Genomic DNA, 15,754 nt, shown 5'->3' on the forward strand with positions numbered 1-15,754 from the left:
TAAGGCGTTGCAACGGCTCAGAATTCTGCTCCGCTACGCACTGCATGTGAGGTCACGGCATGGATCCTCGGGTCAAGCCCGAGGATGACGAAGCGGAAGCTCAGATACTCGGCGACGGCCAATGTCTGGATCAGAGCGGCCGTCGGAACGCGCGTTCCCAAAGGGAGCGTGCCCATTATTGGCCACCCACCTCACTAGGCGACCGAAGGACTTGCAGGCAGCACGACCACTTTCGTTCCGATGGGGACGCGCCTGTGAAGGTCCATGATGTCCTGATTGAGCAGGCGGATGCAGCCGGATGAGACCATCGTGCCGATGGTCCACGGCTCGACCGTGCCGTGAAGCCGGTAATACGTGTCTCGCCCATCGCGATAGAGATAGAGCGCTCGGGGGCCGAGTGGGTTGCCGCTGCCGCCCGGAAGGCCGTCCCTCAAGGGACCGTAGCGTTCCGGTTCGCGCGCGATCATACCGGGCGTAGGGCGCCATCCGGGCCACTCGGCTTTGCGTGCGATTGTCGCCTCGCCCTGAAAGTTGAATGCCTCCTGCTTGCCCACGCCGACGCCGTATCGCAGCGCTCGCCCACCTTCCATGACCAGATAGGCATATCGGGCTGCAGGATCGACGACGATGGTTCCGGGCCGTTCACCCGTCCGATAGGTCATTTCGCGACGAAGGAATTGCGACTTGACCCGTTTTAGGTCCACGGCCGGAACGGGGAACGGCTCGGTGTCGATGGCCGCATACATGGAAAGGTAGGAGGGATCGACACTCGGTTCAGAGGCAACGGATTGCGGCTGCTGGTTCGTCACACAACCAGCCAACGCAAATGGCACTCCAATTACAAAGCTACGTCTGTTGATGCTCATCCTTCTTCCGAAACCTCGCGCGAAGAGAAAAATCCTTATCGGATAGAACTGCATAGCGAAATTCGCGTCTATATGTTATGGCGTGATAAGAGCCATAACTAATGGATATTAAGTGGACATCGCCATTGCTCTGCGCGCCTTCGTGCGCACCGTCGAACGCGGCTCGGTCACAGCGGCGGCGCGCGACCTGGCGGTTTCCCAACCTGCCGTCACAAAGCACCTGCGCAATCTCGAGCGTCATGTCGGCGCGAGGCTCCTGGAGCGCTCGTCTCGCATCGTGCGGCCGACTCCACAGGGACAGGCGCTCTACGAGGCGAGCCGGGGGGCGCTCGCCACAATTGACGCAGCGCTGGAAGGCGTGCGGCGCGACATGGGCGCGGTGGAAGGCAACTTGCGCCTGCACGCTCCTTCATGCCTTGGCGCGAAGCATCTGCATCCGATTGTGATGGCCTTCCAGAGACGCTATCCGGCGGTCACAGTCGATCTGGTGTTGGAAAATCGTGACGTCGATCTCGTCTATGAGAACTTCGACCTCGCGGTGAAATACGGGCGTCCATCCAACCAGGACCTGATCATCCGTCAGCTCGGCCTGATCCGCCGCATTCTCGTCGCCGCGCCGACCTTCCTCGAACAGGTCGGGCCGATCAACACGCTCGAACGTCTGTCTGATGTCGCTGTCATCACCAGCGCCGCGTTGCTTTCGCCGCGTGATGTGCTGACGCTTCGTCGTCGGGATGGCGAAGCGGTCGACATCACGGTTCGCTCTATTCTGCGCACCAACAATGCCGATGTGATCGCTTCTACGCTGGTGCAAGGTCATGCAGCCGGCCCAGTCCAGCAACTTCTGGTGAACGAGGAACTGGCGGAGGGACGGCTTGTTCGTATTCTGTCAGACTATGAGGTCAGGCCGACCGAGGCATTTCTCGTCTATCCCTCCGTCCGCTTCATGCGACCGGTCGTCCGTGCCTTCACGGACTTCGCTGTTCCCGCGCTGCGTGCGGTCGACGGGATAACAGTAAACGAGCCGCCTGCTGGCCAAGTGGAGAATCCGGCCAGCCTTCGGCGGGATGAATTCGCGGATTGAACCTCCGCTTGGGGTGAATGCGCCATCCGCGTGCCTCAATCAGGCCGGAACGATGCTCCCGCATAGCCAATCTTGGTCATACAATGCGCACGAGCGAGATGGCTTTCCCAACAGTGGCGCGTGTGATGCCAACGCTTGCCCAGTAAAACTCTCAAATCTCCAGGGTCAGCAAATGTCTGTCTCGGTCAAAACCTGCCCGAGGATGACGAAGGCGCTGTTTAAGCCGCCGCTACATGCGCCGAATTCGACCCGATGTAATTGCGGATCGTCTCGATGATGCGGTCCTGGTCGGCTTCGCTGAGATAGGCGTGCATCGGCAGGCAGAGGATCTGCTTCGGCAGCTCTTCCGAGACGGCGAGGCCGGTCGGCGTGCGCGGATAACCCTTGTAGGCGACCTGCTCATGCAGCGGCTTCACATAATAGATCACCGACGGAATGCCTTTTTCGCCGAGATGCGCCTTCAGCCCGTCGCGTTTCGGCGTCTCGATCGCATACTGCGCCCAGGCCGAGCGGCCGTGGCCAAGATTGCGCGACGCCTTGACGATGTCGCCAAGCCCTTTGGCGTAGCGGCCGGCTGCCGCCTGGCGCGCCACCATCTCGTCCTCGAGGATGGCGAGCTTCTCGATCAGGATCGCCGCCTGCAGCGTGTCGAGGCGCGAATTGATGCCGACGCGGACATTGTCATACTGCGTCTCGCCCTTGCCGTGGAAGGCGAAGGATCTGAGCTTGTCGGCGAGCACACCGTCATTGGTGAACATCGCGCCGCCGTCGCCATAGCAGCCGAGCGGCTTGGCAGGGTAAAAACTGGTCGAGCCGACATGGCCGAAGGCGCCGCACATCGTGCCGTCGGCGGAACCGCCCATCGACTGGGCGGCGTCCTCGATCACCAAGAGGTTCTCGCGCTTGGCGATCGCCATGATCGCCTCGTAATCGGCGGAGAGGCCGAACAGGTCGACCGGGATGATCGCCTTCGGCTTCAGCCGGCCTTCCTTCTTGATCATCTCGATCGCCGCCTCAAGGCTGGCGGTATCGATATTGTAGGTGTCGCGGTCGACGTCGACGAAGACCGGCTCGGCCTTGGCAAGCGCCACCACTTCGGCGGTGGCGGCGAAAGTGAAGCTCGGCACGAACACCGCATCGCCCGGGCCGATGCCGGCCGCAAACAGCGGCAGCAGCAGCGCATCGGTGCCGTTGGCGCAGGCGACCACATGCTTGACGCCGATATAGGCCGCGAGCTTGTTTTCGAATTCGGTGACCTGCGGCCCGAGGATGTAGCGGCCGTCCTCGACGACGTGGTCGATAGCGGCTTTCAGCCGGTCGCGGATACGTTCGCGCTGCGCGCCAAGATCGATGAACTGCATGTCGGCCTCGAATGGATTTCAAAAGAGTGCCGGAGCCTGCTTTGTGCGTCCCGACGGACGCACGTCGCTCCAACATAGACCGGGCCGCTGGTAACAGACTTGGCGCGGCTGAGAAAGCCGGCCGGGTCCGAGGCAAATTGCTTATGTGTCGCAGCCTGTTACCGGTTTTGCCGGCGCAATGGCTGAAAAAGCCGGAAATCCGAGCTTTGCAAGGCGTTTTCGGCCTCTTTTATCGCAGCGTCCCGTTGTCGGGAAACATAAAGTGATCGGCCGGGGAGGGCGGTTTGTGCCCAATCCGGTAGCGGATCACGCGATTTCGTGCCGCCAGGGCGGGTTGGCGCCGGCCCGCGAAACCGTCACTGCGGCCGCCTTGGCGCCGAGCTCCAGCGCCTTGCGGATCGCGTCTTCCGGCAGGCTGCCGATCGCCGCCTTGGTGAGCAGGCCCTGCTCGTGCAGCGATGCCAGAATGCCGGCATTGAACGTGTCGCCGGCGCCGACCGTGTCGACCACCTTGACCTTCTGCGGCATGACCGTGACCTTGTGCGTCTTGCTGTAGCCGACGGCGCCTTCGCTGCCACGGGTGACGACGATCAGCTTCGGCCCGCGATCCAGCCAGTTGCGCACGACATCCTCATGCGAGCCGGCCTCGTCGAACCATTTGAGGTCCTCGTCCGAGAGCTTGACGATGTCGGCCATCGCCATCATCTCGCGAATGCGCCGCAGATGCTTGGCCTTGTCCGGGATGAAGTTCGGCCGGATGTTGGGGTCGAGCATCATCACCCGGCTCTCGTGCTCGCGCAGCATGAATTCCTCATAGGCCGATCCCGCCGGCTCCGAGATCAGGCTGATGGCGCCGAACAGCATCGCCTCGATCTCGGTGCCCAGTTTCGGCAGGTCCTCGACGGTCAGCATGCGCCCGGCGGTATTCTCGTCATAGAAGGTGTAGGTCGCCTGGCCGTTGGTGAGCCGCACGAAGGCGAGCGTCGTCGGACGCGGCGAGGTATGCGCATAAGTGGAGCTCACCTTGCTCGCCCCCAGCGCCTCGCGGAACTGGCCGCCGAACAGGTCGGAGGAGAGGCCTGAGAAGAAGCCTGCCGGGGCCCCGAGCCGGCCGAGAGCGATCGCCGAGTTGAACACCGCGCCGCCGACATAGGGCGCGAACGCCGCTTCGCCTTCCGTCGTCGTACGCGGCAGCATGTCGATCAGGGCTTCGCCACAGCAAAGGATCATGTCGTCTTGGTCTCCGGCGGATGGATCACGCCTTTGCGGATGATGATGTTGGCGTAGAGCCTGGGTTCGCTGGTCGCCACGATGGCGTGCGCGGCCTTGACGCGTGCATAGAAGTCAGGCCCGGCCAGCGCAACCACCTTGTGGCCCGGCGCGCGCCTGGCGCAAACCTCTTCCATCTCATGGTGCACAGCGTCGGCCAGCGCCGGGTCGCCCTGCACCGAGGCACGGAACAAAGCCTCCGGCACCGCCCCATCCACCGGCAGTACGGTGAGCACGGCGTCGAGGACGGCAATGACATGGTGGCCGTCCGCGCGGATCAGCCGCCGCGCCTGTTCCTCGGCCGGATAATTGCCGTCGACGATGGCGATCTCGTCGCCATGGCCCATTGCCCGCAGCGTAGCCAGAAGCTGCGGGCCGAGCAGCGACGGGATGCCGATCAGCATGGTCAGGCGCTCCTGGAGATCGAGGTCGGTCCGATCAGGAAGCGCTCGGACAGCGGCAGGCTGGCGCCGCCCAGCGCCCGCGCATGGATGCCCACGGTTCCTTCGCGCACCACGGGCAGCTTCAGCCCTTCGGCGTCGATGCCTGCAATGGCTTGCCTGATTGCCTCGACAAGCCGGCGCCGAACATCGAGCGGCATCCAGCCGTCGATCACCGCCGCTTCGAAATCGATGACCGACGAGGCCGCGACAATGGCATAGGCGAGTGCCCGCGAGGCGCTGGCGATCCAGTCGTCGAGCTCGGCGCCGATATCGCCCCATTCCTGCGGTGAGGTCCAAAGGTATGAGCCGTCGATGCCCTTGGCGCTGAGCGCCTTTTCCAGGATGGCTATCGAGGCGACGTCGATAAGCTGCGTCGGCTTGCCGTCCGGTCCAGGGACTGGCATCGAGCCCAGCGCGCCGGCATTGCCGGTCGGTCCGCCGAACAGGCGGCCGTTGAGCACGATGCCGCCGCCGGCAAAGGCGCCGATGTAGAAATAGACAAAGTCGCGCGCCGCACCCGCCTGGCCGAAAACGAGCTCGGCGCCGCAGGCGGAGGTGGCGTCGTTTTGCAGATAGACCGGAAAGTCGCACTGCGCCTGGATGTCGGCACGGATGTCGCGATGGCGCCATTCGTCCATGATCTCGCGCGGCGCGCCGGCGGTGTCGGCCCAGCTCCAAAGCTCGAACGGCATGGCGATGCCGAGGCCGGCAATGCGCTTGTCCTGCACCGGCGTCAGTTCGCCGCGCATCGTCTTGATACCCGCGCTGACAAACTCGACGGTCTCGCGCGGCGCGGGATAGCGATAGGAATGCTGCAGCATGGCGCGCACATTGCCGAGAAAGTCGATCAGCACCAACTCGGCGCTGCGGCGGCCGATCTTGAGGCCGATGAAAAAGGCGCCTTCCGCGTTGAGCGCCATCGGGATCGAAGGCTGGCCGATCTTGCCGCGCAACGGCGCCTGGCGCACGAGCAGCTTGTCTTCCTCGAGCTCGCGCATGATGACCGACACGGTCTGGGCCGAAAGCCCGGTCATGCGCGCAATGTCGGATTTGGCCAGGCTGCCATGCTGGCGCACCAGGGACAGCACGAGCCGCTCATTGTGGTCGCGCATGCCGCTTTGGTTGGTGCCGCGATGCATGCGGCTCTCCACGGCCTCGGGCGTACCGTGCCTCGCAATGCCGGTCTCCACCCCTGTTCCTCCCGTCAGTTTCCCTAGATGGCTTTTCGTTCAGAATGAGTGAACGACGCAAGCCTGTCAATAATAAATAAGAGTGATTTAATTATTGACAGCTGCCTCGGACTGGTGTTCTTTGAGCTGGCGTCCACGCTGGGAGAAATGGTTGGATGCACTTGAGGCGCCGGGTGGCCGGCGTCCGGAATGGTTCCACTGGGAGGAAAATCGTGACCAAGAAATCACTGCTTAAGTCCACCGTGTTCGCGGCGGCCGGGTTGGGCCTGATGGCGTTCGCCTCGTCCGCATCGGCCGCCGGCGTCGGTGCCTGCCTGATCACCAAGACCGACACCAATCCCTTCTTCGTCAAGATGAAAGAGGGCGCGACAGCCAAGGCCAAGGAGCTCGGCGTTACCCTTAAGACCTATGCCGGCAAGATCGACGGCGACAGCGAAAGCCAGGTCGCGGCGATCGAAAGCTGCATCGCCGACGGCGCCAAGGGCATCTTGATAACCGCCTCCGACACCAAGGGCATCGTGCCGACTGTGAAGAAGGCACGTGACGCCGGCCTGCTGGTGATCGCGCTCGACACGCCGCTCGATCCGATCGATGCCGCCGACGCGACTTTCGCCACCGACAATCTGGAAGCCGGCAAGCTGATCGGCGCCTGGGCCGCCGCCACGCTCGGCGACAAGGCCAAGGACGCCAAGATCGGCTTCCTCGACCTCACCCCCTCGCAGCCGACTGTCGACGTGCTGCGCGACCAGGGCTTCATGATGGGCTATGGCATCGACGTGAAGGACCCCAACAAGATCGGCGACGAGGTCGATCCGCGCATCGTCGGCCATGACGTCACCAACGGCAACGAGGAGGGCGGCCGCAAGGCGATGGAGAACCTTCTGCAGAAGGACAACACCATCAACGTCATCCATACAATCAACGAGCCCGCTGCCGTCGGCGCCTACCAGGCGCTCAAGGCCGTCGGCCTGGAAAAGCAGGTGCTGATCGTTTCGGTCGACGGCGGCTGCCCCGGCGTGAAGTCGGTGACCGAAGGCGTGATCGGCGCCACCTCGCAGCAATATCCGCTGCAGATGGCGGCGCTCGGCATCGAGGCGATCGCCGCTTTCGCCAAGGACGGCACGAAGCCGAAGCCGACCGCAGGCAAGAACTTCTTCGACACCGGCGTCAATCTCGTCACCGACAAGCCTGCCAAGGGCGTCAAGTCGATCGACACCAAGGAAGGCCTCGCCAAGTGCTGGGGCTGATGGCTGCCTGACAGCCAGCAACAAACCTGACGGCCGGGGGCTTGATCCCCGGTCGCTTCGGGTGGACGATGTGTCACTGAAAACGCGAATAATCCCGGCAGCAGACCGGAAAGGCGTGGACGGGCGTCGGCTGGTGGCCGGAGCCCAGGGGAGAAAACATGGCTCAAGCTCAGGAATTCGAGAAGGTCCTCTCGGGCAGCGACACGAGTGTTGCGGCATTTGACGAGCACAAATCGGCCGTCAAGCGTGCCCAGCATTTCCTGCACTCCACGCCGGCCGCGGTGCCGCTGATCGTGCTGGTTCTGTCCATCATCATCTTCGGCATCGCCATCGGCGGCCGTTTCTTTTCATCCTACACGCTGACGCTGATCCTGCAGCAGATCGCCATCGTTGGCATCCTCGGCGCCGCGCAGACGCTGGTCATACTGACCGCCGGCATCGACCTGTCCATCGGCGTCATCATGGTCATTTCGGCGGTGATCATGGGCAATTGCGCGGTCACCTACGGTATGCCGGCCTTGGTCGCCGTGGCCATCGGGCTCGCCGCCGGCGCCGCCTGCGGGCTGCTCAACGGGCTGCTGGTCGCCTATATGAAGTTGCCGCCGTTCATCGTCACGCTCGGCACCTGGAACATCGTCATGGCCACCAACTTCATCTATTCGGCCAACGAAACGATCCGCGACACCGACGTCGACACTCAGGCGCCGCTGCTGCATCTGTTTGCCCTGAGTTTCAGGGTCGGATCGGCGGTGCTGACGGCCGGTGTCATTGCCATGGTCCTGCTGGTGATGCTCCTGTGGTACGTGCTTAACCACACCGCCTGGGGCCGCCACGTCTACGCTGTCGGCGACGATCAGGAGGCAGCGAAACTGTCGGGCATCCAGACCAAGAAAGTGCTTATGACGGTCTACACCCTGGCCGGGCTGATCGCGGCCTTCGCGGCCTGGGTCTCCATCGGCCGAAACGGTTCGGTTTCGCCGTCCGCCGCCGTTACCGACTACAATCTGCAGGCCATCACCGCGACGGTGATCGGCGGCATCTCGCTCTTTGGTGGCCGCGGCTCGATCCTCGGCACGCTGTTCGGCGCCATGATCGTCGGCGTCGTCTCGATGGGCCTCAACATGCTCGGCGCCGACCCGCAGTGGAAAGTGCTGCTCACCGGCGTGCTGATCATCGGCGCCGTGGCGATCGATCAATGGATCAGAAAGGTTTCGGCATAGTCATGACCATGGAACCCATCCTCACCGCCCGCGGTCTGGTCAAGCGATATGGCCGCGTCACGGCCCTCGACAATGCCGATTTCGACCTCTATCCGGGCGAAATACTTGCCGTTATCGGCGACAACGGCGCCGGCAAGTCATCGCTTATCAAGGCAATCTCCGGCGCGGTCGTGCCCGATGAAGGTGAAATCAGGCTTGAAGGCAAACCAGTAGCCTTCAAGTCACCGATGGAGGCCCGGGAAGCCGGCATCGAGACTGTTTACCAGAACCTGGCGCTGTCGCCGGCACTGTCGATCGCCGACAACATGTTCCTGGGTCGTGAGATACGCAAGCCGGGTCCGCTCGGCAGCTGGTTGCGGATGCTCGACCGTCCTGCGATGGAAAAGCGCGCCCGCGACAAACTCACCGAACTCGGCCTGATGACCATCCAGAACATCAGCCAGGCGGTGGAGACACTCTCGGGCGGCCAGCGCCAGGGTGTGGCGGTGGCGCGCGCTGCCGCCTTCGGCAGCCGCGTGGTGATCATGGACGAGCCGACAGCCGCACTTGGCGTCAAGGAAAGCCGCCGCGTCCTGGAGCTGATCCTCGACGTCAAGAAGCGCGGCCTGCCGATCGTTCTCATCTCACACAACATGCCGCATGTCTTCGAGGTGGCCGATCGCATACACATCCACCGGCTCGGACGGCGTCTCTGCGTGGTCGACCCCAAACAGATCTCCATGTCGGATGCCGTTGCCCTCATGACTGGTGCCAAGAAGCCGCCGGAAGACGCGCTGGCGGCCTGATCTCCGTCCACGGGCAAGTTGCCGCAGGAGAACCAGATGACAGAGCGATCTCAATCGATTGAATGTATGCTGCAATGCAGTAAGGTGGGGTAGGAGGAACGGCGAAAGCCGGTATGATCGTGGCAACATCACGAGAGGCAGCATGACGCGCGCTATGACGACCGAAGCCCCCGCTCTCGACAATCCAGATCCCAAGACCCTCGCCGAAGAGGTCTTGATGTCGCTCAAATACCGGGTCGGCAAGGACACCACCGTCGCCACGCCCTATGACTGGCTGACGGCCTCGATCAAGGTGGTGCGCGACCGCATCGTCGATCAGTGGATGCAGGCGACCAAGGAAGCCTACGACCAGCAGGAAAAGCGCGTCTATTACCTCTCGCTCGAATTCCTGATCGGGCGCCTGATGCGCGACGCCTTCTCCAATCTCGGCCTGATGGACAACATGCGCGAGGCGCTGTCCTCGCTCGGCGTCGACCTCGACCTGATCGCGGGCCTCGAACCGGACGCAGCGCTCGGCAATGGCGGCCTCGGCCGTCTCGCCGCCTGCTTCATGGAAAGCATGGCGACCGTCGATATCCCGGCCCATGGCTATGGCATCCGCTACGCCAACGGCATGTTCCGCCAGGAAATCCAGGGGGGCTGGCAGGTCGAGCTGCCGGAGACCTGGCTCGATCACGGCAATCCTTGGGAGTTCGAGCGGCGCGAGCGCTCCTTCGAGGTCGGCTTCGGCGGCTCGGTGGAATCGATCACCTCCAAGGACGGCCGGCTTGAACGCCACGTCTGGAAGCCGACCGAGCATGTGCTGGCCGTCGCTTACGACACGCCGGTGGCCGGCTGGCGCGCCAACCGCGTCAACACGCTCAGGCTCTGGTCCGGCATGCCGATCGACCCGATCCTGCTCGACAAGTTCAATGCCGGCGACCATATCGGCGCGCTGGCCGAAAGCAACAAGGCCGACGCGCTGTCGCGCGTGCTCTATCCGGCCGACTCCCACATGGCCGGCCAGGAACTGAGGCTGCGGCAGGAGTATTTCTTCTCGACCGCCTCGCTGCAGGACATCGTCCAGCGCCATCTCAGCCAGTATGGCGATCTGAAATCGCTGCCCGACAAGGCCGCGATCCACCTCAACGACACCCATCCCGCGGTCGCCGTGCCGGAACTGTTGCGGCTTCTGATGGATGTCCACGGCATGGACTTCGACCAGGCCTGGGACATCACCAAGCGCACCTTCGGCTACACCAACCACACGCTGCTTCCCGAGGCGCTGGAGAGCTGGCCGGTTCCGCTGTTCGAGCGCTTGCTGCCGCGCCACATGCAGATCGTCTACGCCATCAATGCGCAGGTGCTGCTCGAGGCCCGCGCGACCAATCAGTTTTCGGGTGAGCAGATCGCCCGGATATCGCTGATCCAGGAAAATGGCGACCGCCGCGTACGCATGGGCAATCTGGCCTTCGTCGGCTCGCATTCGATCAACGGCGTTTCGGCTTTGCACACCGAGCTGATGAAGGAGACGGTGTTCGCCGACCTCCACAAGCTCTATCCCGATCGCATCAACAACAAGACCAACGGCATCACGCCCAGGCGCTGGCTGATCCAGTGCAATCCGGGCTTGACCTCACTTGCCCGCGAGGCGATCGGCGGTCGCTTCATGGATGACATCGAGGCGATCAAGGATCTCGATCCCCTGGCCGAAGATGCTGCTTTCCGGGAAAAATTCGCCGGTGTGAAGCGGCAGAACAAGGCGCGACTCGCCAACCTTGTCGCCGACCGGCTCGGCATCAGGCTCGACCCGTCGGCGTTGTTCGACATCCAGGTCAAGCGCATCCACGAATACAAGCGTCAGCTGCTCAACATCCTGGAGGCGATCGCGCTCTACGACCAGATCCGCTCGCATCCCGAGCGGGACTGGATGCCGCGCGTGAAATTCTTCGGCGGCAAGGCGGCGCCCAGCTACCACAACGCCAAGCTGATCATCAAACTGGCCAACGACGTCGCAAAGGTCATCAACGGCGATCCGTCGGTGCGCGGCCTGCTGAAGGTTGTGTTCGTGCCGAACTACAATGTCAGCCTGGCCGAGGTGCTGATGCCGGCCGCCGACCTCTCCGAGCAGATCTCGACCGCCGGCATGGAGGCCTCGGGCACCGGCAACATGAAGTTCGCGCTGAATGGCGCGCTGACCATCGGCACGCTCGACGGCGCCAATGTCGAGATCAAGGAACATGTCGGCGACGACAACATCTTCATCTTCGGTCTCACCACCGCGGAGGTCGCCGACCGGCGCGACAATGGCTACAATCCGCGTGGGGTCATCGAAGGGTCCCCTGAACTGGCGCAGGCTGTCGCGGCAATCTCCTCCGGCGTCTTCTCGCCCGACGATCCGGGTCGCTATCGCGACCTGATGAACGGCCTTTACCAAAGCGACTGGTTCATGGTGGCGGCAGATTTCGATTCCTACGCTGCCTGCCAGCGCGAGGTCGACGCCGTCTGGCGCAACAGCCCCGACTGGTACGCGCGCGCCATCCGCAACGTCGCCCGCGTCGGCTGGTTCTCGTCCGATCGTACAATTCGCCAATATGCGAAAGAAATCTGGAACGTGCCCGTCTGATGTGATTGCATGAGGTCACGAACAATGTGGTGCATGCCGACCAAAAGTGCATAGCGGCTTTGGGGCAACGGCATGCACAAATGAGATAGTTGCCCGGGGAGGGAACACCGCCTGATGAGGAAGCCGCGCGCGACCGCTGCGACAAGCGGGCCGGACGGACTGGCGCCAGCCGGCGATGTCGCGGCGATTGTCGCCGGAACGCATGGCGATCCTTTCGCGGTTCTGGGCGTGCAGGAAGCCGACAAGGTTTTCGTCGCCCGCTGCTTCGTGCCCAACGCCGAATTCGTCACAGCCTATACGCTGACCGGCAAGGAAGTCGGCGAGCTCTCGCGCCGCGACGATGCCGGCTTCTTCGAGGGCAAGGTCTCGATCCGCAAGCGCCAGCCGCTGCGCTATCACGCCAAGAATGCCGGCGGCGACTGGTGGCTGACCGATCCCTATTCCTTCGGCCCGGTGCTCGGACCGATGGACGATTACTATATGGCCGAGGGCTCGCATCTGAGGCTGTTCGACAAGCTCGGCGCTCACCTTGTCGATCATGAGGGCGCGAGCGGTGTGCATTTCGCCGTCTGGGCGCCCAACGCCAGGCGCGTCTCCGTGGTCGGCGCCTTCAACGACTGGGACGGCCGCCGCCACACCATGCGAGACCGCAAGGACACCGGCATCTGGGAGTTGTTCATTCCCGACCTCGGCGCCGGCAAGCCCTACAAATTCGAGATCATCGGGCCCGACGGCGTGCGCCTGCCGCTCAAGGCCGATCCGTTCGCCTTCGAGTCGGAGTTGCGCCCGGCGACCGCCTCGGTGACGGCGCCGCCGCTGGCGCATCAGTGGGGCGACGAGGCGCATCGCAGCTACTGGCGCAAGGCCGATCCGCGGCGTGAGGCGATGTCGATCTACGAGGTCCATGCCGGCTCCTGGCAGCGCCGCGACGACGGCACTTTCCTCTCCTGGGACGAGCTTTCCGCGCGGCTGATCCCATACGCGGTCGACACCGGCTTCACCCATATCGAGTTCCTGCCGATCTCGGAGCACCCCTACGATCCGTCCTGGGGTTACCAGACCACCGGCCTCTACGCCCCGACCGCCCGCTTCGGCGATCCGGACGGCTTCGCCCGCTTCGTCGACGGCGCGCATCGCGCCGGCGTCGGCGTCATCCTCGACTGGGTGCCGGCGCATTTCCCGGTCGACGAGCACGGGCTTGTCCATTTCGACGGCACCGCGCTCTATGAGCATGCCGATCCGCGCCAGGGCTTTCATCCCGACTGGAACACGGCGATCTACAATTTCGGCCGCCGCGAGGTGGTGTCGTTCCTGGTCAACAACGCGCTGTTCTGGGCCGAAAAATACCATGTCGACGGCCTGCGCGTCGACGCGGTCGCTTCCATGCTTTACCTCGATTATTCGCGCAAGGCGGGCGAGTGGATCCCCAACGAGAAGGGTGGGCGCGAGAACCTGCAGGCCGTCAGCTTCCTGCAGAAGATGAACAAGGAACTCTACGGCCACCATCCCGGCGTGATGACGATCGCCGAGGAATCGACCTCATGGCCGAAAGTGTCGCGGCCCGTGCACGAAGGCGGCCTCGGCTTCGGCTTCAAGTGGAACATGGGCTTCATGCACGACACGCTGGAGTACCTCTCCAAGGAGCCGCTCTTCCGCAAGCACCACCACAACGACATCACCTTCGGCCTGATCTACGCCTTCTCCGAAAATTTTGTGCTGCCGCTCTCGCATGACGAGGTCGTGCACGGCAAAGGCACGCTGCTCAACAAGATGGCCGGCGACGACTGGCAGAAATTCGCGACGCTGCGCGCCTATTACGCCTTCATGTGGGGCTATCCCGGCAAGAAGCTGCTGTTTATGGGCCAGGAATTCGCCCAGCGCCGCGAATGGAGCGAGGAACGCGCGCTCGACTGGAACCTGCTCGAATTCGCGCCGCACCGCGGCGTCTGGCAGACGGTGCGGGACTTGAACTACCTCTACCGCTCGCGCCCGGCGCTGCACGCGCGCGACTGCGAGCCGGAGGGCTTCTCCTGGCTGATCGTCGACGACCGCGACAACTCGGTCTTTGCCTGGCTGCGCAGCGCGCCGGACGGCAACCCGATCGCCGTCATCTCCAATTTCACGCCGGTGCCGCGCGAGAACTATCGCGTGCCGCTGCCGAAGGCGGGAAAGTGGCGCGAAATCATCAATACGGATGCTGCCGTCTATGGCGGCTCCGGCATGGGCAATGGCGGCACGGTCGAAGCGAGCGGGGAAGGGGGCGGCGCATCGGCGACGATGCTTCTGCCGCCGCTGTCGACGATCATGCTGGAATTCGTCGCGGACTGAAGCAGATGATGTCTCACCTTGCTGAAGTTTTGGTCCGGGGCAGCTTGTTTGGGAGGGTAACAAAATGGCAGAGATCAAGAGAACCCAGCCGCTGGCACGCGATGCCATGGCCTATGTGCTGGCCGGCGGCCGCGGCAGCCGCCTCAAGGAGCTGACCGACCGGCGTGCCAAGCCCGCCGTCTATTTCGGCGGCAAGACGCGCATCATCGATTTCGCGCTCTCCAATGCGCTCAATTCCGGCATCCGCCGCCTCGGCGTCGCCACCCAGTACAAGGCGCATTCGCTGATCCGCCACCTGCAGCGCGGCTGGAACTTCCTGCGGCCCGAGCGAAACGAGAGCTTCGACATCCTGCCCGCATCGCAACGCGTTTCGGAAACGCAGTGGTATGAAGGCACGGCCGACGCCGTCTACCAGAACATCGACATCATCGAGGCCTATGGGCCCGAATACATGGTCATCCTCGCCGGCGACCACATCTACAAGATGGATTACGAACTGATGCTGCGCCAGCATGTGGATGCCGGCGCCGATGTCACCGTCGGCTGCCTGGAAGTGCCGCGCATGGAGGCGACCGGCTTCGGCGTCATGCATGTCGACAAGAAGGACAACATCATCGCTTTCGTCGAAAAGCCGGCCGATCCGCCCGGGATTCCGGACAAGCCGGAATTCGCCCTGGCCTCGATGGGCATCTACGTGTTCAAGACCAAGTTCCTGATGGAGCAGCTGCGCCGCGACGCCGCCGAGCCCGGCTCCAGCCGCGACTTCGGCAAGGACATCATCCCCTACATCGTCCAGCACGGCAAGGCGATCGCCCATCGCTTCGCCAAGTCCTGCGTGCGCTCCTCGCATGAGTCCGAGCCCTATTGGCGCGACGTCGGAACGGTGGATGCCTATTGGGAAGCCAATATCGACCTCACCGACATCACGCCCGAGCTCGACCTCTACGACCGCGACTGGCCGATCTGGACCTATGCCGAATTGAAGCCGCCGGCAAAGTTCGTGCATGACGAGGACGGCCGCCGCGGCGAGGCGATCTCTTCGCTGGTGTCGGGCGACTGCATCGTCTCCGGCGCCACGCTGCGCCGCAGCCTGATTTTCACCGGCGCGCGCATCAATTCTTATTCCAAGCTTGAGGAGGTGGTGATGCTGCCCGACGTCCAGGTCGGCCGCAACGCGCGCCTCAAGCGCGTCGTCATCGATCACGGTGTGCAAATCCCGGAGGGACTGGTGGTCGGCGAGGATCCGGCGCTCGACGCCAAGCGCTTTCGCGTTTCGGAGAAGGGCATCTGCCTGATAACGCAGGATATGATCAACAAGCTGTCGACCTGATAAGGTCGATCAACAAGCTGTCGACC

At 63.4% G+C, this 15,754-nt stretch carries 12 protein-coding genes; 7 read left to right on the top strand and 5 right to left on the bottom strand.

All coding sequences use genetic code 11. The features are described 5' to 3' along the window. Positions 1-194: 194 nt before the first annotated feature. Complete coding sequence (locus ACWGS9_RS24995; RefSeq protein WP_454507764.1) at positions 195-866, bottom strand: L,D-transpeptidase; 672 nt, start codon at positions 864-866, stop codon at positions 195-197. Between the two features lie 112 nt (positions 867-978). Here ACWGS9_RS24995 and ACWGS9_RS25000 point away from each other — a divergent pair, with 112 nt between their 5' ends. Beyond that, entirely contained in the window at positions 979-1,950 is a 972-nt protein-coding gene (locus tag ACWGS9_RS25000; RefSeq protein WP_454507765.1) for a LysR family transcriptional regulator, read from the top strand. A gap of 218 nt (positions 1,951-2,168) precedes the next feature. On the opposite strand, the gene ACWGS9_RS25005 is transcribed toward ACWGS9_RS25000, so the two are convergent. From ACWGS9_RS25005 to ACWGS9_RS25020, 4 genes are all read right to left on the bottom strand, one after another. Further along, positions 2,169-3,311 carry a DegT/DnrJ/EryC1/StrS family aminotransferase gene (locus ACWGS9_RS25005; RefSeq protein WP_454507766.1) on the bottom strand — a complete coding sequence of 381 codons (1,143 nt, stop codon included), beginning with the start codon at positions 3,309-3,311 and terminating at the stop codon, positions 2,169-2,171. A gap of 306 nt (positions 3,312-3,617) precedes the next feature. Further along, positions 3,618-4,541 carry a carbohydrate kinase family protein gene (locus ACWGS9_RS25010; RefSeq protein ID WP_454507767.1) on the bottom strand — a complete coding sequence of 308 codons (924 nt, stop codon included), beginning with the start codon at positions 4,539-4,541 and terminating at the stop codon, positions 3,618-3,620. Next, complete coding sequence (locus ACWGS9_RS25015; protein ID WP_454507768.1) at positions 4,538-4,984, bottom strand: RbsD/FucU family protein; 447 nt, start codon at positions 4,982-4,984, stop codon at positions 4,538-4,540. Before ACWGS9_RS25015 ends, ACWGS9_RS25010 begins: the two co-directional genes overlap by 4 nt. A gap of 2 nt (positions 4,985-4,986) precedes the next feature. Then, positions 4,987-6,213: an ROK family transcriptional regulator gene (locus tag ACWGS9_RS25020; protein WP_454507769.1), complete on the bottom strand. Its 1,227-nt coding sequence runs from the start codon at positions 6,211-6,213 to the stop codon at positions 4,987-4,989. A gap of 269 nt (positions 6,214-6,482) precedes the next feature. Between ACWGS9_RS25020 and ACWGS9_RS25025 the strand changes: the two genes are divergently transcribed. The 6 genes from ACWGS9_RS25025 (at position 6,483) to glgC (ending at position 15,728) form a co-directional block, all read left to right on the top strand. Next, the gene (locus ACWGS9_RS25025) at positions 6,483-7,460 is read left to right on the top strand and encodes a sugar ABC transporter substrate-binding protein (RefSeq protein WP_454507791.1); all 978 of its coding nucleotides are present in this window, start codon (positions 6,483-6,485) and stop codon (positions 7,458-7,460) included. 158 nt (positions 7,461-7,618) lie between these two features. Then, entirely contained in the window at positions 7,619-8,680 is a 1,062-nt protein-coding gene (locus ACWGS9_RS25030) for an ABC transporter permease (protein ID WP_320307667.1), read from the top strand. Positions 8,681-8,682: 2 nt separating this feature from the next. Beyond that, positions 8,683-9,465, top strand: a complete 783-nt coding sequence (locus tag ACWGS9_RS25035; protein WP_320211820.1) for an ATP-binding cassette domain-containing protein — start codon at positions 8,683-8,685, stop codon at positions 9,463-9,465. Between the two features lie 142 nt (positions 9,466-9,607). Continuing rightward, positions 9,608-12,070, top strand: coding sequence for a glycogen/starch/alpha-glucan phosphorylase (locus tag ACWGS9_RS25040; RefSeq protein ID WP_454507770.1), 2,463 nt, complete (start codon positions 9,608-9,610; stop codon positions 12,068-12,070). A 114-nt stretch (positions 12,071-12,184) separates the two neighbouring features. Continuing rightward, a complete protein-coding gene (gene glgB / locus ACWGS9_RS25045; RefSeq protein ID WP_454507771.1) occupies positions 12,185-14,398 on the top strand; it encodes a 1,4-alpha-glucan branching protein GlgB in 2,214 nt (737 codons plus the stop codon). A gap of 64 nt (positions 14,399-14,462) precedes the next feature. Then, on the top strand, positions 14,463-15,728 hold the full coding sequence (gene glgC, locus ACWGS9_RS25050) for a glucose-1-phosphate adenylyltransferase (protein WP_320307663.1): 1,266 nt from the start codon (positions 14,463-14,465) through the stop codon (positions 15,726-15,728). Positions 15,729-15,754 lie beyond the last annotated feature (26 nt).

This window comes from Mesorhizobium sp. Arg314 (assembly GCF_053714275.1).